The sequence below is a fragment of the Streptomyces hesseae genome (assembly GCF_031845785.1).
GTDB lineage: Bacteria > Actinomycetota > Actinomycetes > Streptomycetales > Streptomycetaceae > Streptomyces > Streptomyces hesseae.
The window spans coordinates 223,636-243,097 of record NZ_JAVRFI010000007.1; the positions used below are offsets into that span (position 1 = coordinate 223,636).

At 73.4% G+C, this 19,462-nt stretch carries 15 protein-coding genes; 3 read left to right on the forward strand and 12 right to left on the reverse strand.

The genetic code is table 11. The features are described from left to right. Positions 1–355 precede the first annotated feature (355 nt). The 5 genes from RM609_RS14320 to RM609_RS14340 form a co-directional block, all read right to left on the reverse strand. Positions 356–1,294, reverse strand: coding sequence for a FadR/GntR family transcriptional regulator (locus RM609_RS14320; protein WP_311610963.1), 939 nt, complete (start codon positions 1,292–1,294; stop codon positions 356–358). Positions 1,295–1,469: 175 nt separating this feature from the next. Then, positions 1,470–3,254: an ABC transporter ATP-binding protein gene (locus RM609_RS14325; RefSeq protein WP_311610965.1), complete on the reverse strand. Its 1,785-nt coding sequence runs from the start codon at positions 3,252–3,254 to the stop codon at positions 1,470–1,472. 152 nt (positions 3,255–3,406) lie between these two features. Beyond that, a complete protein-coding gene (locus RM609_RS14330) occupies positions 3,407–4,165 on the reverse strand; it encodes an NUDIX hydrolase (protein WP_311610966.1) in 759 nt (252 codons plus the stop codon). An 88-nt stretch (positions 4,166–4,253) separates the two neighbouring features. After that, positions 4,254–6,470, reverse strand: coding sequence for a glycogen debranching N-terminal domain-containing protein (locus RM609_RS14335; protein WP_438828432.1), 2,217 nt, complete (start codon positions 6,468–6,470; stop codon positions 4,254–4,256). Next, entirely contained in the window at positions 6,467–7,975 is a 1,509-nt protein-coding gene (locus RM609_RS14340) for a DUF4192 domain-containing protein (protein ID WP_311610967.1), read from the reverse strand. The genes RM609_RS14335 and RM609_RS14340 overlap by 4 nt, the downstream gene beginning before the upstream one ends. A 158-nt stretch (positions 7,976–8,133) precedes the next feature. On the opposite strand from RM609_RS14340, the gene RM609_RS14345 reads away from it, so the two are divergent. Together RM609_RS14345 and RM609_RS14350 are read left to right on the forward strand one after the other, a co-directional pair. Next, a complete protein-coding gene (locus tag RM609_RS14345) occupies positions 8,134–10,296 on the forward strand; it encodes a RecQ family ATP-dependent DNA helicase (RefSeq protein WP_311610968.1) in 2,163 nt (720 codons plus the stop codon). A gap of 230 nt (positions 10,297–10,526) precedes the next feature. Further along, positions 10,527–11,114, forward strand: coding sequence for a hypothetical protein (locus RM609_RS14350; RefSeq protein WP_311610969.1), 588 nt, complete (start codon positions 10,527–10,529; stop codon positions 11,112–11,114). A gap of 60 nt (positions 11,115–11,174) precedes the next feature. Here the strand turns inward: RM609_RS14350 and RM609_RS14355 are convergent, their stop codons facing one another. The 4 genes from RM609_RS14355 to RM609_RS14370 form a co-directional block, all read right to left on the reverse strand. Continuing rightward, the gene (locus RM609_RS14355; RefSeq protein WP_311610971.1) at positions 11,175–11,768 is read right to left on the reverse strand and encodes a hypothetical protein; all 594 of its coding nucleotides are present in this window, start codon (positions 11,766–11,768) and stop codon (positions 11,175–11,177) included. 65 nt (positions 11,769–11,833) lie between these two features. Next, a complete protein-coding gene (gene rnhB / locus RM609_RS14360) occupies positions 11,834–12,535 on the reverse strand; it encodes a ribonuclease HII (RefSeq protein ID WP_311610972.1) in 702 nt (233 codons plus the stop codon). 65 nt (positions 12,536–12,600) lie between these two features. Continuing rightward, positions 12,601–13,494, reverse strand: coding sequence for an ADP-ribosylglycohydrolase family protein (locus tag RM609_RS14365; RefSeq protein ID WP_311610973.1), 894 nt, complete (start codon positions 13,492–13,494; stop codon positions 12,601–12,603). Positions 13,495–13,505: 11 nt separating this feature from the next. After that, positions 13,506–14,165, reverse strand: a complete 660-nt coding sequence (locus RM609_RS14370) for a histidine phosphatase family protein (RefSeq protein WP_311610975.1) — start codon at positions 14,163–14,165, stop codon at positions 13,506–13,508. 140 nt (positions 14,166–14,305) lie between these two features. Here RM609_RS14370 and RM609_RS14375 point away from each other — a divergent pair, with 140 nt between their 5' ends. Next, entirely contained in the window at positions 14,306–14,932 is a 627-nt protein-coding gene (locus tag RM609_RS14375) for a TetR/AcrR family transcriptional regulator (RefSeq protein WP_311610976.1), read from the forward strand. 53 nt (positions 14,933–14,985) lie between these two features. On the opposite strand, the gene RM609_RS14380 is transcribed toward RM609_RS14375, so the two are convergent. From RM609_RS14380 to RM609_RS14390, 3 genes are all read right to left on the reverse strand, one after another. Beyond that, positions 14,986–15,591 carry a YdbC family protein gene (locus RM609_RS14380; protein ID WP_311610978.1) on the reverse strand — a complete coding sequence of 202 codons (606 nt, stop codon included), beginning with the start codon at positions 15,589–15,591 and terminating at the stop codon, positions 14,986–14,988. A gap of 33 nt (positions 15,592–15,624) precedes the next feature. Then, positions 15,625–16,455 carry an arylamine N-acetyltransferase family protein gene (locus tag RM609_RS14385; RefSeq protein ID WP_311610979.1) on the reverse strand — a complete coding sequence of 277 codons (831 nt, stop codon included), beginning with the start codon at positions 16,453–16,455 and terminating at the stop codon, positions 15,625–15,627. 125 nt (positions 16,456–16,580) lie between these two features. After that, on the reverse strand, positions 16,581–19,454 hold the full coding sequence (locus RM609_RS14390; RefSeq protein ID WP_311610981.1) for a vitamin B12-dependent ribonucleotide reductase: 2,874 nt from the start codon (positions 19,452–19,454) through the stop codon (positions 16,581–16,583). Positions 19,455–19,462: the final 8 nt, after the last annotated feature.

A 19,462-nucleotide genomic window follows, 5' to 3' on the forward strand; every position in this document is an offset into this window, starting at 1 on the left:
ACGGCTTCCGGCCCCGTCCGCTCTGGACCGGGCCGACGACCGTCGGCAAGGATGAACCGACGGCGCGTGGGCGGTAGTGCGGAGAAGTCAGCACCTCCATCGAGGCGCGTATTCCCTCCGCAGTCACCACCTCTTTAGTCATCGCGCTGTCACAAGGAGCGTTACGCCCAATCCTCGTGGCCCGAGTCACACCCCAAAACAGGGTGAAAGGCCCCTGAAGTGGATAGATCGTGAACTCTGCCGCCGTCGACGGCCGTGCGGAACGGCTCGGCCGGTGCGCGCGTACGCTCCCGTACGCACGCGCCGGCCGAGCGGCCCCGCACGCGCCGCCCCGTCCGCGGGGTCCGTCCCGCGCTCAGTGCTCGCGCGGGGCGGGCACCACTCGCTCGACCTCGGGGTGGGTGACGAGCAGCTGGCGCATGGCCGCCTCGGCTCCCGCGGCGTCCCCGGCGGCGACGGCGTCGACGATCCGCAGGTGCTGCCCGACGCCCGCCTCGGTGGGACGGTCGCAGCCGCCGGTGGAGGCGCCGGAGACGTGCAGGGCGGAGGAGACGATCCCCGAGAGGTGCTCCAGCATGCGGTTGCCCGCGACCTGGAGGAGCAGGGAGTGGAACTCGGCGTCGGCGCGGGTGAAGGTGAGGGAGTCACCTTGGGCGAGGGCGTGGCCCATGATCTCGGCCATGTCGGCGAGGCGCTGCTGGATGTCCTCGCGGCCGTGACCGGCGGCGAGCCGGGCGGCCAGCGGCTCGATCGTCCAGCGCAGCTCGCACAGCTCCCGGCGCTGGTCGTCGCGCTGTGGACCGAAGGCGCGCCACTCGATGATGTCGGGGTCGAGGAGGTTCCAGTCGCTGACGGGCCGGACCCGGGTGCCCACGTTGGGGCGGGCGCTGACCAGGCCCTTGGCCTCGAGGACGCGCAGGGACTCGCGGACGACGGTGCGGGAGACCTCGAACCGCTGCCCGATCTCCTCCGGGACCAGCGGGCGGTCGGCGCCCAGGTCGCCGGAGACGATCATCTGGCCCAGCTGCTGTACGAGCTGGCCGTGCAGCCCTCGGCCACGGCTGCCTGCGGCGCGGCGGCCCGCGCGGCTCAGCTCCCCGTCGCCGTCCCAGGCGGGCGGGGCTCCGCGGTCGGCCCCGGGGGCGTCCGCGTAGGAGTAGCGGTCAAGCTCGCCCGGGCCTGCGAGGCCGGAGTCGGCGGGGCGAGCCGCGGTCATCATGGTGTGCGCAAGGGTACTCACGCTTCCTTTGTCGGCGACACCTCGAAGGCCCTTGAGGTCTTTGGTGAAAAGCACACGAAAGGGTGATCGCCCATTACCTCGCAATTGACGCTCAAATAGCCAGAATCGGGCGCCCTTCTGGATTGACCGACTGCGGAGAGTGATGGCTCCGCCGGGTTCTCCACAGCCCCTCCGGGCCGATTGTCACTCTGCGTTCGCCGCGGACCGGCGAGGCGCATTAGCACAGCGCTCACCTGGGCCGCCCGCGGATCACGGTCAGCACATACGCGCCGAGCAGTCCCGCCAGCGACAGCGCGAGCGCCCATCCGATCGGCTGGGACATCAGGCGCAGCGCCGCCTCGATCCCCTGGTCGACGCCGGACGGCCAGCGCACCAGGGCCGCCGAGCGCAGCCGCTCCGGCAGGCCGATCAGCGACCGGGCCTCGGGCCGGGAGAGCGCGCCGCCCAGTACGGGCACCACCAGCGTGGGGACGGCGAGGACCGCCACCAGCCCGAGCGCGGTGGACCGGAACAGCCCGGCCGCGAGCAGTCCCGCCCAGGCGCACCCCAGGACGAGGCAGGTCCAGCCCACGAGCGCGGCCGCCCAGCCGCCGGGGAGGAGGGGGACGGCAGGGCCGAAGAGGGTCCGCAGGGCGGCGGCGTCGAGACCGAGCGCGGTCAGCGCGAGGAGCAGGGCGATTCCCGCCGAGACCGCGAGCTTGGCGCCGAGCAGCCCGAGCCTGCGCGGCACGGTGCCCTGGTCCGGGGCGAGCGCGGGGTAGCGGAATTCCTGGCCGAAGGAGAGCGAGCCCAGGAGGCCGGCCGCGAAGGCGGCCGGCGGCAGGGGCAGCCAGAGCGGCCAGCCGACGAGCAGCCGCGATGTCGGGTCGGCTCCGGCGCGCGCGAGCAGGACGGAGGCGAGCACGGACAGGACGAGCGCCCCGCCCGCCACGCCCCAGCCGGTGCGTACGCCGGTGGCGCGGCGCAGTTCGTATCGCAGAGGCCACGCCGGGCTCGGGGCCGGGAGCCGGCGCCGCAGGCCGGAACGGGTCGCGGCCTCCGGCACGGCGGGTCCGTCCGGCGCGCCGTCCTCGCCGGCCGCGCCGTCGGCGCCGCGGCCGTCGGCACGCCGCAGCGGTGCGACGGGGCCGGTGTCCATGGTCTCCTCCGCGAGGCGGTGCACGAGGATGCCGTGGCGGTAGGCGGTCTCGCCAACGACGGCGCAGCTGCTGCCGTAGACGAGGAGCCGGCTGCCCCCTTCGCGCACGACCTCGACGGGAGGGCCGCTCGGCCGCTCGTCCGCCGAGTCCGCCTCCTCGGCCAGGACATGGGCGAGGCGGTTCGCCAGGGGCGACTGGACGACGACGTGGGGGCGCAGCCGGGTGCCGGAGAAGGCGGTCCCCTCCTGGTCGGCGACGAGGCGCCCTTCGTCGATGGTGACGACCTGGTCGGCGATCCGGGCGGCCTCGGCGGGATCGCGCGAGGTGACCAGGACGGCTCCGCCCTGGGCCGCATAGCCGCGCAGGAGCCCGTGGAGCCACGCGGTCTCGCGGGGGGAGAGCCCTCCGGCCGGTTCGTCGAGGACGAGGGTGTGGGGGTCGCCGAGGAGCGCGGAGGCGAGGCCGAGGCGGCGGTCCATGCCGAGCGAGAAGTCGCCGAGGCGCTGGTCGGCGAGGCCGCTGAGGCCGACGACCTCGAGGACGTCGTCGGCGCGCTCGGCCGGGACCCCGGCCGCGGCACTGAGCATGCGCAGATGGCCTCGTGCGGTGCGACCGGGGTGTCCGGGGACGTCCCCGAGGAGGACCCCGATCTCGCGGGCGGGGTGAGGGATCCGGTCCAGGGTGCGGCCGCGGAAGAGCGCGACGCCGCGCCCGGCGTCGAGTCGCAGCATCAGGCGCAGGGCGGTGGTCTTGCCGGCGCCGGGCTCGCCGAGCAGCACGGTGACGCGCCCGGGGCGGGCCTCGAAGGTGAGGTCGTCGACGGCGGGGGGCTGGTGGCGGCGGGAGAGGCTGGTCAGCCCGATGGCCTGGATCATGGCTTCACTCGCGGGACGGCGGGACCGTACCGCAGCACCGTAACCCGATATGTCCTATTTGCTACGCAATGTAGATGCCCGTGCCGCCGCGTGTTCCCTCCGGCGGCCCCGCCGAGTCCCCCGTCCGGCTTTCGCGCCCCAGGGGTTCGGGGCTACGCCTCGGGCCGCAGCATGGGCGGATTGAGCAGCGTGGCCCCGCCCGCCCGGAAGAGCTGCGCCGGTCGCCCGCCCTGGCGCGTCGTCGTCCCGCCCGTGGGCACCAGGAATCCCGGGGTGCCGGTGACCTTGCGGTGGAAGTTCCGCGGGTCCAGGGCGACGCCCCACACCGCTTCATAGACCCGGCGGAGCTCGCCGACCGTGAACTCCTGGGGGCAGAAGGCGGTGGCCAGCGAGGAGTACTCGATCTTGGACCGGGCGCGCTCGACGCCGTCCGCGAGGATACGGGCGTGGTCGAAGGCCAGCGGCGCGGCCTGCTCGCCCTCGCGCCCGTACCCGACCTCGTCCAGCAGGTCCTCGACGGGCGCCCAGCGCACGCTGCGCGCGTCGCCGCCGGGGCGCGGGGCCGGCAGGTCGGGCGCGAGCGCGAGATGGGCCACGCTCACCACACGCATCCGGGGGTCGCGCTTGGGGTCGCCGTACGTGGCGAGCTGTTCGAGGTGCGCGGCGTTGGCGTTCGCGGGCGCCGCCGGGTCGTGGGCCTGTAGCCCGGTCTCCTCGGCCAGCTCCCGGGCGGCCGCCGTCGCCAGGTCCTCGTCGGCTCGCACGAATCCGCCGGGCAGGGCCCACCGGCCCTGGAAGGGGGGCTCGCCGCGGCGGACGGCCAGCGCGCACAGCGCATGGCGTCGCACGGTGAGCACGACCAGGTCGACGGTGACTGCGAAGGGCGGGAAGGCCGACGGGTCGTAGGGCATGTCGTGATCATAGTCGTCTTCCTGACGATAAACAGGCTCTTGCGCTCTCCCCATCAGCGGCCCGGCCACGAACCCGGCGCCCATCCGCTCACACCCCCAGTTGCAGGCCGGCCGCGGCTTCCTCGACCATGCCGAGCCCGAGTCTGCTGATCCGTACGGAGAACGGCCGCTCGGCGACGCGCAGCCCGGTGAACCGCAGCTCGCCGAGCGGCACCGAGCGCGGCGGCCGGACCGTCACACCGCCCGCCGGGACGTCGGGGCGCACCCCGGCCGCCACCGTCAGCAGCTGGACCGCGCCCGCGGCGGCGACAGCGGCGGGCCGACAAGCCGCCGGGTGCGGCAGCGGCGCACCGCCCGTGGTCCGCTGGTCCCCCGCGTACATCTCCGGCAACCGGTGGCCGAAGGACTCGGAGGCGTCCAGGACCCCCCGGAGCAGCCCGGCGGCCTCCTTCTCGTACCCGGCCGCCATCAGCCCGGCCACGGCGACCGCCGTCTCATGGACCCGCACGGCTCCCCCACGGTGCCCGAAGGGGTTGTGCCCGGGCTCCTTCGCCCCCAGGCTGCGCAGCCCCCAGCCGGAGTCGAGGGCGGGACCGCCGAGCAGCCGTGCGAGCTGCTCGGTCTGCACCCGGTCGAGCAGCCCCGGGCCGTACTCCCCCGAACCGAGCAGCCCCGTGTCCAGCAGGTGGGCCGCCGCGCACCCCAGGTGGGGTATCAGCCGGCCGTCGGCCGTGCGCGCGGCCACGGGCCGCCCGCCACCGCGGTCGTCGGACCAGAAGTCCTCCCGGAAGCGGCGGCGCAGCGCCGCCGCCCACTCGCGCAGGCCCTCCGCGCCGGGCCGACCGTAGGCCTCCAGCAGATCCGCTCCGAGGGAGGCGGCCCGGTGGGCGTGCGCCTGGACCTCGCAGCGGTACGGCCCGCCCGGCGCCGGGTCCGCGAGATACACCCGGTCCCCGGTGGCGGCTCGCAGCCACTCCAGGCACCGCTCGGCCGCAGGCAGCAGGGCCTCGATCTCCTGCTCGGGGAGCCCCCAGCGCCGGGCCTCGGCGAGGACGACGGGAAACAGCAGGGTCGCCTCGACGCCGGTGCACCCGGGGGGCAGGTGGGCGCCCGAGTGCCGTAGCGCCCCGGGGATCCTGCCGCTGTCGGGCCCCGGCCCGGCGATCTGTGTACGCGCCAGGGTGCGCAACGTGCCGGCGGCCAGCCGGACGCCCAGGGGCAGGGTCATCCGGGCCGCCCACAGGGCCTCCGCGGGGGCGAGCTGGCCGCACCGCCAGGGGATGCCGGCGGCGAGGTGGGCGTCGCCCGGGTGGACGGGGTCGCGGACGAGGAGCGCGCGGAGATCGCCGAGGGCCGTCGCCAGCAGTGCCGCGACCCGTGGGTCGTCCCCGGCGGCCTCCGCCTCTCCCCAGGGCGGCGCCGCCCCGCCACGGCCGAGCGCCGCCGACTCGGGTGCTTGCGGCCGGCCGGGCAGCTCTGGACGGACCCGGAGCTCAATGCTCCGGCTGCCCCCGGGCGGCAGCCGTATCTCCCAGCACAGCAGTCCGGCCGAGGCAAGGACGTCGTCCGGGGCCGGGTCGGCGGTGACCACCGCCTGCGTCCCGGGTGCCGACCAGCGCAGCCCGGAGGCGTGCACGTCGGCGGGGAGCTCGGGTCCGGCGGCACCGGCGGCGATCGCGGCCAGCTCGGCGAGGTCGGTCCCCAGGGCCACTTCCACGGGCAGCGTCAGCTCCTGCGCCGCCGAGCTGCGGACGACGATCCGCTCCACGCCCTCGGCGTCGCGCAGCCGCTCGACGGTGACGGCCGGGTCCGGCCCGGCGTCGGCGGGGGTGCGTACCGTGCCGACGAAGCGGGCGCGGTCCGCGCTGACCATCCGCCCCTGCACGGGCAACGGCTCGACCCCCGCGACCCGTACCCGGCACGTGCCCAGGAGCCTGCGGCCGCTCCGGTAGAACCCGTCGAGGCCGTGCCCGGTGAGCTGCCCGTGCGCACGGGAGATCGCGAGCGCCGGGAGGGCGACGCAGATCAGCGACTCGTGCACGGGCTGCGGCCCCTGGGCGCGCGCACTGCCGCCGCGCCGCTGCTCGGGCGGCCGCTGCACCAGGTGGGACGTGTGGGTCGAAGGACCCTTGGGGGCGATGCCTTGCACGGTGTCTGCGCTCCCTGGGTGCTCGCGGTCCGGGTCCCGGCGGTCCTGACCGGGCCGCCGGATGGCCGACGACGATCGTCGACGACGATTACGGCCACTCAGGTGAACGGCGCCGGGCCCGCCGAGGTCACGGTGGCCCTCGGCGGCCGGGGTCATGACCGGCTCCGCGCGCCCCGCGGCCCGCCGCGCCGCCGCGTACGCGCCCGTCCCGCAGGACCACTGGCTCCGGCAGGGCCCACGGGCCCGGCCGAAGAGCCCGGCCCACTCGTACCGCCCGAGCCGGATGGCCCGCTCGTGCCGCCCGGGCCGGTGGATCCCACGCCGACCGGGCCCACGTCGGCCGTCCCCGCGCCGGCGGTCGCGGGCCGGTCACGGCGTCGCCGTTCTTGCGCGTGGTCCGCTGCCTCCCTGGCCCTCGGCGCCTCCACCACTTCCTTCGTTCCCGCCGTCTTGGCGTCCGCTGCCGCCGCGCGGGCCACTTCGGCGTGGGCCGCCGCGTGCACCGCGCGGTCGGCGCGTTCGCGGCGCAGACAGCGACGGAGGTGTTCGGGGTCCATGCCGTCGTTGCACGCGCGGTGCAGGAGCTGGGCGAAGAGGTATTCCGGGTCGGTGCTCAGGGCCCGGCTCAGGGCGACCCGGGCCTCCGGGTGGTCGCCGATCGACCAGGCGACCCAGCCCGCCAGGGCGAGAGGCGCGGCCGCGTGCTCCGTATAGGGAGGCACGCACCGCCGGGCGAGAGCCCGCCACAAGCGCAGCACCGCCGGGGCCCGGGGCCCCTCCATCCACTCCGCGGCGTGGTCGCGCGTGGTGCGGTCCTGAAGACCGAGGATGACAGCCGCCGCCTCGTCGGCGGCCAGGAGGTCGTCGTCACGGGCGTCGGCTTCCGCCCGGCCGACGACAGGCCGGGCCGTGTGGAACCGGCCCACGACCAGGCTCACCAGGTCCAGCGTCTCCTGCCGTACGGTCCGGCCGGCGGTGCCGGCCAGGATGCGGGGGACGAGGTCGGCGGCGGCCGCGTCCAGCGCGGACTGCTGCTCCAGCGCCCGTCCTCCAGTGAGCGGGGCGTACCGGGCCTCCATCTCGCGGAGCGTTCCGCGCACCTGGATCCCCGCGTAGGCGGCGGCCGCGGCCATGACCGAGGTGCCGGGAGGGGCCAGCGGCGCGCCGTCCGGCGGGCAGCAGCGTTCGTCGGGGCAGCAGTAGGACCAGTAGCGGCCGTCGGAGAGGCACAGTGCCTCATAGACGGGTACGTCCAGCTCTCCGCAGGCCAGACGCAGGCTCTGGGCCAGCGGGCGGAGCCGCTCCATCACCTGGCGGCCGGTCTCTCCGCCGGCGGGGTCCTGGCACAGGAACAGGACGATGCCGTCGGGCCGGGCGCCCCGCTTGTCGCAGCCCGAGATCAGGGTCTCCGCGAGCTGCCGGCTGACGTCGGGCCACTCCTCCGGGCCCGGGATGCCCAGCCTGAGCCGCCCGCCGAAGCGGCCGCGCTCACCGTGGAGGGCCAGCATCACCACGCTGTCGTTCGGGTGGAAGCCCAGCAAATACGGGAGGGCGTCGGCGAGTTCGGCCGGGCTGCGCAGCGTGATCTGCGCGTCCGGCGGAGTGTCCCGGGCGGCGGAGGAGTCGATGGAGGGGCGGGAGGACTCGTTGTGGTGCGTCATGGCCCGAGAGTCCCGCGAGGCCGTCCGAGCCCGCCAGCCCTGTGGATAACTCCAGAAGTATTGTCGTACTACTCCTGTGGAGAACCGTCCGCACGGGTTTTCCACAGGCCCGGCCACCGGGTTCGCGCGTTGTCAGTGTCCTCGTGTTGCATGGGGGCATGACCAACGAAGCCCTCCGCACCTCGGCGGACACCGTCCTCGCCCGTCTCGTCGGAGACGCCACGGGCAAGGCGAGACTGCGCGAGGACCAGTGGCGCGCGATCGAGGCCCTCGTCGCCGACCGCCGCCGCGCGCTGGTCGTCCAGCGCACCGGGTGGGGCAAGTCCGCGGTGTACTTCGTCGCGACCGCCCTGCTGCGGGCGCGGGGCAGCGGCCCGACCGTGATCGTCTCCCCGCTGCTCGCCCTGATGCGCAACCAGGTCGAGGCGGCCGCGCGGGCGGGCATCCAGGCGCGCACGATCAACTCCTCCAACACCGAGGAGTGGGAGACCGTCCAGGCCGAGGTCGCGGCGGGCGAGGTGGACGTGCTGCTGGTGAGCCCCGAGCGGCTCAACAACCCCGACTTCCGCGACAACGTGCTGCCCAAGCTCGCCGCCGCCACCGGTCTGCTCGTCGTCGACGAGGCGCACTGCATCTCCGACTGGGGCCATGACTTCCGGCCCGACTACCGCCGGCTGCGGACCATGCTCGCCGACCTGCCGCCCGGGGTGCCGGTGCTCGCCACGACCGCCACGGCGAACGCCCGCGTCACCGCCGACGTCGCCGAGCAGCTGGGGACGGGCGAAGGGGCGGAGGCGCTGGTGCTGCGCGGTCCGCTGGACCGGGAGAGCCTGAGCCTCGGCGTCCTGGAGCTCCCGGACGCCGCCCACCGCCTGGCCTGGCTCGCCGATCACCTCGACGAGCTCCCCGGTTCGGGCATCGTCTACACGCTCACGGTCGCCGCCGCCGAGGAGGTCGCGGCGTTCCTGCGCCGGCGTGGGCACACCGTCACCTCGTACACGGGCAAGACCGAGAACGCCGACCGTCAGCAGGCCGAGGAGGACCTGCTGGCGAACCGCGTCAAGGCGCTGGTGGCCACCTCCGCGCTGGGCATGGGCTTCGACAAGCCCGACCTCGGCTTCGTGGTGCACCTCGGCTCCCCCTCCTCTCCCATCGCCTACTACCAGCAGGTGGGCCGGGCCGGGCGCGGCGTCGAGCACGCCGAGGTGCTGCTGCTGCCGGGGCGTGAGGACGAGGCGATCTGGAAGTACTTCGCGTCGCTGGCCTTCCCGCCGGAGGAGCAGGTCCGTCGCACGCTGGACGTGCTGGCCGCCGCGGACCGGCCGCTCTCGCTGCCCGCCCTCGAACCGCTGGTGGACCTCCGGCGCTCCCGTCTGGAGACCATGCTGAAGGTCCTCGACGTGGACGGCGCCGTGCACCGGGTCCGCGGCGGCTGGACCGCGACCGGCGCGTCCTGGGCGTACGACGGCGAGCGGTACGCCTGGGTCGCGCGGCAGCGCGAGGCGGAGCAGCGGGCGATGCGGGAGTACGCGGCGACGACCGGGTGCCGGATGGAGTTCCTGCGGCGGCAGTTGGACGACGAGGCGGCGGCGCCCTGCGGGCGGTGCGACAACTGTGCCGGGTCCCGGTTCTCCGCCGGCGTCTCCGGCGCGGCCCTGGACGCCTCCCGGGGCGAGCTGGGACGACCGGGGGTGGAGGTGGAGCCGCGCCGGATGTGGCCGACGGGGATGGCCGCGGTCGGTGTGGACCTCAAGGGGCGGATCCCCGTGGGTGAGCAGGCCGCACCCGGCCGGGCGCTCGGGCGGCTCTCCGACATCGGCTGGGGCAACCGGCTGCGCCCCCTCCTCGCGCCGCAGGCCCCGGACGCCCCCGTTCCGGACGACGTGGCGGACGCGGTGGTGACCGTGCTGGCCGACTGGGCCCGGGGAGCGGGCGGTTGGGCGTCCGGCGCCCCGGACGCCCCGGCCCGCCCGGTGGGCGTCGTCACCGTCGCCTCCCGGACCCGGCCGTTGTTGATCCGTTCGCTCGGCGAGCGCATCGCCGCCATTGGCCGAATGCCCCTCCTCGGCTCGGTCGAGTACGGGGACGTGGAGGCGGACACCCGGGTGCCGCGCACCAACAGCGCCCAGCGGCTGCGGGCGCTGGACGGGGCGCTGACCGTGCCGTCGGCCCTCGCGGAGGCCCTGGCGTCGGCCGGCGGTCCGGTCCTTCTCGTCGACGACATGACCGACACCGGCTGGACCCTCGCCGTCGCGGCGCGGCTGCTGCGGCGCTCCGGGGCGAAGGGGGTGTTCCCTCTGGTCCTGGCCGTTCAGGGGTGACGTACGAGACGACCGGGCGGCCCGGAACTCCGGGCCCCGGAACAGCGGATACCGGTCATTGGCGGCAATTGATCGTTGCCGCGCGGCGGGTGGGGCCGCGAGAATTGGACGGGTCCCCCGCCCCCGCCCGTCGCACAGGCCGCCGGGACCGCTGTCGCGCCGTAGGCCGCGGTGTACGCCCTGCCTGAGCTCCCGCCCCGGATCGTGGGCGTGCAGACGAAGGGAGAATCATGGCCTTCGGCTTCGCTCCACCCTCGTCCGCCGACTCCGTTCCCCGCCCGGGCAGGCTGCTCGAACCCTCGGACTGGATCGCCTCGGGAGTCCCCCTGCTGCGCAATCCGCGCGAGGTGGTCAGCGGGCTCCACGCCCGGCACGCGCCGACGCCGTCCACGGCGGTCGTCGCCGTCTTCCAGCCGGACGAACGGCTCGTGGCCAGCGCCTCCTTCGTCCGGCACGCCGGGCGCGCGGGCCCGGCCGACGGCTGGGAGCTGCGCAACGCGCTCCTCATCCAACTGCGCCGGGTGATCCCCCACGATCTGCGCAGACGCGCCCCCGTCCGCACGGCCGTGCTGCTCTACTGCCGTGAGGGCGAGTCCCATTGGACGGAGGAGGACGGCGCGTGGATGTGGGCCCTGCGCGACGCCTGCGCGCTGCACGGCCTGCGCTGCGGCGCGTACATCACGCTCACCGGCACCGGGTGGCAGATCCTCGGCGAGGGACGCAGCGGCCGCCGGCCCTGCTCCGCCGTCTATCCGGTGGCACCGCTCAGCTCCGGCGGCGGAGCGCCCGAGGCGCACCGCCGTACGGTGGCCCGGTGAGGCGATACGCCTCGGCGGCCGACGGCCCTCTCACGGGCGGCCGGCCGCCGTGCGCGTCCGTCAGGCGTCGACGGAGAGAAGGCTGTTGACCCGCTGCGGGTCACCGCAGACGATCAGCAGCGCGCCGGCGCGGGCCATGGCCGCGGGCAGCGCGCCGGCCACCGCGGCGTCCGACCCGCCGTTGACGGCCACGACGACGACCGGGCGGGGCGTGACCCGCTGGGTGTCGGCGTTCGCGTAGAAGACGTCGTCCCCGGCGTCGTGCTGCGCCCAGTAGGACGCCTCGCCGAAGGACAGCTCGTGCGCGGACCAGGGGTGCGGGTCACCGGTGGTGAGGACCAGCACCTCGCCGGGGGCCCGGCCGCTGTCGAGCAGGACGTCGACGGCCTCGTCCGCGGCGTCCAGGGCACCCTCGGCGACTGCCGGGATCAGCTGGATCTGCGGGGTGGCCGCCGACTCCGCCGCGGCCGTCTCGCGCGGGGCGCGCTGGGCCGGGACGGAGGTGCGGTGCGGGCCGGTGCCGCCGGGCCGTATGGGGGCCGGTCGGGGACCAGGGACAGGGCGGGGGGTCGCCGCGGTCCGGCCGGGGGCCGGTACCGCGCGGGGACCCGGGACACTCTCGTGAATCTGAGGCTCCTCGGGGATGAGAGGCATGAGTTGATGTTTATCAAACGCCGGTGCGAGTCGCGTCGGCGGGTGGCGCTGTGCGCCCGTCCGGATCAGAAATCGAAGCCGAGCTGACCACCGGCCTCCAAGGCCATGTCGTCGGGGCTGATACGAACTCGCTTGAGGTGCTGCCACCGGGGCAGCGCGTCCAGATAGGCCCACGACAACCGGTGGTGCGGGGTGGGGCCCAGCTCCTCCAGGGCGGCGCGGTGCACGGGCGACGGGTAGCCCGCGTTGTCACGGAAGCCGAAGTCGGCGTGCTCCTCGCCCAGTTCGGCCATCATGGCGTCCCGCCGCACCTTGGCGATCACGGAGGCGGCAGACACGACCACACAGGACTGGTCGCCCTTGATGACCGTACGGACCTTCCAGGGCGCCCCGAGGTAGTCGTGCTTGCCGTCGAGGATCACCGCGTCGGGCCGTACGGGCAACGCTTCCAGCGCCCGGGTGGCCGCGAGCCGGAGGGCCGCCGTCATGCCCAGCTCGTCGATCTCCTGTGGGGAGGAGTGGCCGAGCGCGTACGCGGTGACCCAGGACTCCAGTTGCTCGGCGAGCACGGTGCGCCGCTTGAGCGTCAGCAGTTTGGAGTCCGTGAGCCCCTCGGGCGGACGGCGGAGGCCGGTGACGGCCGCGCACACGGTGACGGGACCGGCCCAGGCACCCCGGCCGACCTCGTCCACGCCGGCGACGATCTTTGCTCCGGTCGTCGCTCGGAGGGAGCGCTCGACGCTGTGGGTAGGCGGTTGGTAGGGCATGACGCCTGCAAGGTTACGCCTTTGAGGCCGGGCTGTCCCGCCCCGCCCCCGCTCCTTCCGTCCGCTCAGCGCGAAGCGGCCGGAAGCCAGCCGGGGAGGGCTTCCGTGGACTCCAGCCAGGCTGCCGGCGGAGCACCTCGTTCCGCCGCGGCGACCACTCCTCCGGCGATCGCGGACGTGGTGTCCACGTCACCGCCGGCCCGGGCCGTCGTCCAGAACGCCTCCTCGAACGAGCCGAGATGGCGGGCCGCGGCCCACAGGGCGAAGGGCACGGTGTCGTGGGCGCTGGTCCGCCGACCGCAGCCCAGGACGGCGGCGACGGTGTTCGTGTCGGCGTAGTCGAGCATGTCGCGGGCGCGGCGCAGCCCCTGCTGGACCGCGCTGCGCGGCACGAGCGCGATCACTCCGTCCAGCAGCGCCTCCGGGCCGGGGGCGCCGGCCGGGCCCGCGGCGATGGCCGCCGCGGCGGCCACGGCCATGGCGCCGGCCACGGCCTCGCGGTGCTGGTGGGTGGTGTACGCCGAGATCTCGGCCTGGTGCGTGGCCTGCTCGGGGTCGTCGGCGTACCAGGCGCCCAGCGGCGCGATGCGCATGGCGGCGCCGTTGCCCCAGGACCCCTGCCCCTTGAACAGCGCGGCGGCCAGCTCGCGCCAGTCGCCGCCCTCCCTGACCAGGCGCAGCATCCTGTTGACCGCGGGGCCGTAGCCGCGGTCGAAGTCGTGGTGATCGGCGAAGGAGCGCGCGAGGGCGTCCTGGTCGATACGGCCGTGCTCGGCCAGGACCGCCAGCACGGAGCAGGCCATCTCGGTGTCGTCGGTCCAGCTCCAGGGCCCGGGCGGGAGCTCGCGGCGCTTGAGGGACGGATAGTGGGCGGGGACGAAGAACTGGGAGCCGAGGGCGTCACCCACGGCCAGCCCCTGGAGACTCGCCAGGGCCCGGTGGAATCGGTCAGCTGTCATCGCTGCGAACTCTAGTCGGTGAAGCCGTACGACTCGGGGGTACACCAGCGCTCGAACGGCCGGTCCAGGTGATAGCGGCCGTCGGAGCCGAGCAGCAGTACGCGGGTCTCGGCGTTGCCCGGGTTGGACAGGCACTCGAACTCGGCGACGGTCCAGTGCAGCCATCTCATGCAGAACAGTCGCATGGTCAGGCCATGGGTGACGAGGAGGACGTTGGGCGGGTGGCCGGGGTCCTCGAAGCTGCGCCACAGGCTCTCCAGGAAGGCGCCGACCCGGTCGTAGACGTCGGCCCCGGACTCGCCCTGGGCGAAGCGGTAGAAGAAGTGCCCGTAGGCGTCGCGGTAGGCCTTCTGGCGGCGTACGTCCTCCCGTTCCTGCCAGTTCCCCCAGTCCTGCTCGCGCAGGCGCGGCTCCTCGCGCACGCGGACGCGGGCGGGGTCGAGCTTCAGGGCGTGGAAGGTCTGATGCGCGCGGCGGTAGGGCGAGACGTACGCGGAGATCCGCTCGTCGCCGAAGAGCTCCCGGAGCGGCTCCCCGGCCCGCTCGGCCTGCTTGCGGCCCTTCGCGGTCAGGCTGAGGGCGTGGTCGGGCTCCCGCTCGTAGACCGTGTCGTCGACATTGCCCTCCGACTCTCCGTGCCGGAGGAGGACGATGCGCCGGGGGCGTGACATGCCGCCACCCTAGAGCCAGCAGCCGGACCATGCCTCACGCTCCCCCAAGCGATGGGACTCGACACGACATCAAACGCAACCAAAGTCGCGTTACCCTCAGCATGGCACGCCTCGCTCGACTAACGCAACAGGAGTTGCACTTGGCTGCGAAGTCCTCGTCCTCGGAGCCCGGCACCGTCCGGCCCGGCGGACGCACCGCCCGCACCCGCGCCGCCGTGCGCGACGCCGTTCTCGCCGGGCTCGTCGAGCACGGCTACCCGGGCCTGACCGTCGAGTACGTCGCCGAGCACTCCGGCGTGCACAAGACCACGCTCTACCGTCGCTGGGGCGGCGTCGACGGGCTCGTGGCGGAGGCCCTCGGCCTCGCGGGAGAGGACGCCTGGACGCCGCCCGACACCGGCACCCTCAGAGGCGATCTCCGGGCGCTCGCCCACGGGATCGTCGACACCTTCACCGCCCCGGGGACCGCCGCCGCCCCGACCGCCTTGATCGCCGCCGCGTTCCAGTCCGAGCGCGCGGCGGAGGCCCTGCGCGCCTTCCACCGCGAGCGCTTCGCGCGCTGCGGGCCGCTGATCGCCCGGGCCGTCGAGCGGGGCGAGGCGCCCGCCGGCACCGACGCGGGCGCCGTCGTACGGGCCGTGTCCGCCCCGCTGTTCCTCAGGCTGTTCATCACCCGCGAGCCCGTCGACGCCGCCGTCGCGGACGAGGCCGCCGAGGCCACGCTCGCGGCGGTCGCCGCGGGCGCCCACGTCACGACGGCGGGCTGACGCGGCCGGGCGTGCCCGGCATCAGGCAGGCACCAGGCGGGCAGGGCGCGCCGTCACACCGTCCACGCCTGCTCTATCTGCACGACGTCACCGTTGATCGCCGCGACGTCGGCCTCGGTCTGTGCCCGCAGGGCGAGCCGCTCCACCCGGTCCTCGCGGTACTTCCCGTGCTCCGCCCCGGAGTTCCACATCGACAGGACAAGGAACTCCGGGCCGGGGGCCTCGCCGAAGACCCCCCGCAGCATCCCGGGCGACCCGGCCATCGCCGGGTTCCACACCTTCTCCTGCATCAGCGTGAAGTGTTCCACCCGGTCCTCATGGACCCGGCAGTGCGCGAAACGCACCACGTCCGCGTCCCCGAACTGCGGCCGGAATCCCACCTTCACATCGAAGCGGTGCTCAAAGAGCCGCACCTGGACGTTCCTGAACGTGCCGGCCTGCGCCGCCGCCAGCCTGTCGTGGGACCGCGCCATGAAGGAGTCGTAGAACGACCGGCTTTCCCAGAAGCCGAAGAGGTGCACCACACCGGGACGCGCCCGGCTCCAGCCACCCCCCTGCCCCCGGAATCCCGGTTCACCGAGCAGTCCCGCCCATTTTCGCTGCCCCCGCTCGAACCCCCGGCGGTCCACCACGGTGCAGCGAATCCACTTGACCAGCACCGACCCATCGTACGGCGACGGCAGTGGCGCGCGTCACGTAGCGGCGCGGTACACGCGGGTGAGGATCGCGGCGTCCTCGGCGTCCAGTTCGATCCGGAACTCGTTCTTCAGCACCGTGGTCAACTCCTCGGCACCGACTTCACGTTCATCCCCCGATCCATCAGGACGCGCGTTCGTCAGCGTCGAACCCATGAGCGTGCGCCGTAGGCCCGGCTCCGTCCGCTGGACCACCAGCCGCGAGACGAAGGGCGAGCGCGGGTGCGTCGAGATGTAGTGGTTCATCACCGTGTAGTCGACCGGGTGACGCTCCTCGGGACCGAAGGCGTAAAGGTCGAACCAGCCGTCCGGATGGAGCGAGCGCAGGACGCGTATGTCCTTCTGCTCACGCCCGAGTTCAAACGTCCATTCCCCTTGTTCTGCCGGTGCCCCGTCCCGCAGGGGCAGCGGTTCCAGCAGCCCTTCGCCGCCGAAGCCGACGTCGCACAGCCACTCCTCGCCACCGGCCTCGACCTTGAGCGCCATGTGCGTCGTCGGGCGCACGCTTCCGCTGTCCATGCGCACCCGCGCGCCGATCCCGGAGACCGCGAAGCCGATGCGCTCCAGGGCGGCGGCCAGGAGCAGGTTCTGCTCGTAGCAGTAACCGCCACGCCGCTTCACGACCATCTTGTCCTGGAGCGCCTTCACATCGAGCAGGACGGGGCGGCCGAGCATCACTTCGAGATTCTCGAACGTGAACGCGGCGACATGACGTCGGTGCACCGCCCGCAGGGTCTCCGGATCCGGCCGGGCGGTCCCCTCGAATCCGATGCGCTCCAGATAGGCGCCGAGCTCCAGCTCGGCGCCGCCCCATATGGAATGCCCCATTCCCATGCCGCCTTTCACGTGATCGCCCCACCAGTATTCACCTGTGCGTACGAGTCGCGGAAAAGCCGATGGGGGAACCGGCACAAGCCGGTTCCCCCATCGTCACAGGGCCATCGTCAGGGCGATCAGCTGCAACCGCTGGTCGAGCCGCAGCCCTCGCAGAGGTAGCAGCTGCCCGCGCGGCGCATCTTCGTGCCGCAGGAGAAGCACAGCGGCGCGTCGGCGTTCAGGCCGAGCTGCATCTCCACCAGCTCGGTGGAGTTGTGGGCCTGCTTCGGCGCCGGGGCGGCCGCGGCGGGCCGGGCCGGGACCTCCGGCTTGGCCGGCTCGACCTGACGCGGCGCGGACTGGGCCAGGCCCTCCACGTCGACCTCCTCGTCCGCCGGCTCGTACGAACCGGTGTCCAGGTGGCGCTGACGCTCCTCGGCGGAGTGGATGCCCAGCGCGGAGCGCGTCTCGAAGGGCAGGAAGTCCAGCGCCAGGCGGCGGAAGATGTAGTCGACGATCGACTGCGCCATCCGCACGTCCGGGTCGTCCGTCATACCGGCCGGCTCGAAGCGCATGTTGGTGAACTTCGAGACGTAGGTCTCCAGCGGCACGCCGTACTGGAGGCCGACCGAGACGGCGATCGAGAAGGCGTCCATCATGCCCGCGAGGGTCGAGCCCTGCTTGGACATCTTCAGGAAGACCTCGCCGAGGCCGTCGTCCGGGTAGGAGTTGGCGGTCATGTAGCCCTCGGCGCCACCCACCGTGAAGGAGGTGGTGATGCCCGGGCGGCCCTTGGGGAGGCGCTTGCGGACCGGACGGTACTCCACGACCTTCGCGACGGCGGGGGCGGGGGCCTCGGCCTTCTTCTCCTCCTCCTTCTTCTTGGCGGAGAGCGGCTGGCCGACCTTGCAGTTGTCGCGGTAGATCGCGAGGGCCTTCAGGCCCATCTTCCAGCCCTCGAAGTAGACCTCCTCGACCTCCTCGACGGTGGCCGACTCCGGCAGGTTCACCGTCTTGGAGATCGCGCCGGAGAGGAACGGCTGCGCGGCCGCCATCATGCGCACATGGCCCATGGCGGAGATCGCGCGCTCGCCCATGGCGCAGTCGAAGACCTCGTAGTGCTCGGCCTTGAGGCCCGGGGCGTCGATCACATTGCCGTGCTCGGCGATGTGGGCGACGATCGCCTCGATCTGCTCCGGCTGGTAGCCCAGGCGCTTGAGCGCCTTGGGGACCGTGTTGTTCACGATCTGCATCGAGCCGCCGCCGACGAGCTTCTTGAACTTGACCAGGGCCAGGTCCGGCTCGACGCCCGTGGTGTCGCAGTCCATCATCAGGCCGATGGTGCCGGTGGGGGCCAGCACGGAGGCCTGGGCGTTGCGGAAGCCGTTCTTCTCGCCGAGGCGGAGCACGTCCTGCCAGGCCTCGGTCGCGGCGGCCCACACCGGGGTGTCCAGGTCGTCCATGCGCGGGGCGACGGCGTTGGCGTCGGAGTGCTGCTTCATGACGCGCTTGTGGGCGTCGGCGTTGCGGGCGTAGCCGTCGTACGGGCCGACGACCGAGGCCAGCTCGGCGGAGCGCTTGTAGGACGTACCCGTCATCAGCGAGGTGATCGCGCCGGCCAGGGCGCGGCCGCCGTCGCTGTCGTAGGCGTGGCCGGTGGCCATCAGCAGGGCGCCCAGGTTGGCGTAGCCGATGCCCAGCTGGCGGAAGGCGCGGGTGGTCTCGCCGATCTTCTCGGTCGGGAAGTCGGCGAAGCAGATGGAGATGTCCATCGCCGTGATCACCAGCTCGACGGCCTTGGCGAAGCGCTCGGCGTCGAACGACTGGTTGCCGTTGTCGTCGTCGCGCAGGAACTTCATGAGGTTGAGCGAGGCGAGGTTGCACGAGGAGTTGTCCAGGTGCATGTACTCGCTGCACGGGTTGGACGCGGTGATCCGGCCCGTCTCCGGCGAGGTGTGCCAGTGGTTGATCGTGTCGTCGTACTGGATGCCCGGGTCGGCGCAGGCCCAGGCGGCCTCGGCCATCTTGCGGAAGAGGCCCTTGGCGTCGATCTCCTCGATGACCTCACCGGTCATCCGGCCGCGCAGACCGAACTTCGAGCCGGTCTCGACGGCCTTCATGAACTCGTCGTTCACACGGACGGAGTTGTTGGCGTTCTGGTACTGGACGGACGTGATGTCGTCGCCACCCAGGTCCATGTCGAAGCCCGCGTCGCGCAGGGCGCGGATCTTCTCCTCCTCCTTCACCTTGGTCTCGATGAAGGCCTCGATGTCCGGGTGGTCGACGTCGAGGACGACCATCTTGGCCGCACGGCGCGTGGCGCCGCCGGACTTGATCGTTCCGGCGGAGGCGTCGGCACCGCGCATAAAGGAGACGGGACCGGAGGCGTTGCCGCCGGAGGAGAGCAGCTCCTTGGAGGAGCGGATGCGGGAGAGGTTCAGGCCGGCGCCGGAGCCGCCCTTGAAGATCATCCCCTCTTCCTTGTACCAGTCGAGGATCGACTCCATGGAGTCGTCGACGGAGAGGATGAAGCAGGCGGAGACCTGCTGCGGCTGCTTGGTGCCGACGTTGAACCAGACCGGGGAGTTGAAGCTGAAGACCTGGTGGAGCAGGGCGTAGGTCAGCTCGTGCTCGAAGATCTCGGCGTCCGCCGGGGAGGCGAAGTACCCGTGCTCCTCGCCCGCCTTGCGGTAGGTGGACACCACGCGGTCGATGAGCTGGCGCAGGCTGGACTCGCGCTGGGGGGAGCCCGTCGCGCCGCGGAAGTACTTGCTGGTGACGATGTTGACCGCGTTCACCGACCAGAAGTCGGGGAACTCGACGCCACGCTGCTCGAAGTTGATCGAGCCGTCGCGCCAGTTGGTCATGACGACGTCACGACGTTCCCAGACCACCTCGTCATACGGGTGCACCCCGGGGGTGGTGTGGACGCGTTCGATGCGCAAGCCCTTGCCGCCCTTGTTTCCCTTGGAGCGGGAACCTCGCGCAGAGCCGCTCGTCGTCTCGGTCATGCCGCCTC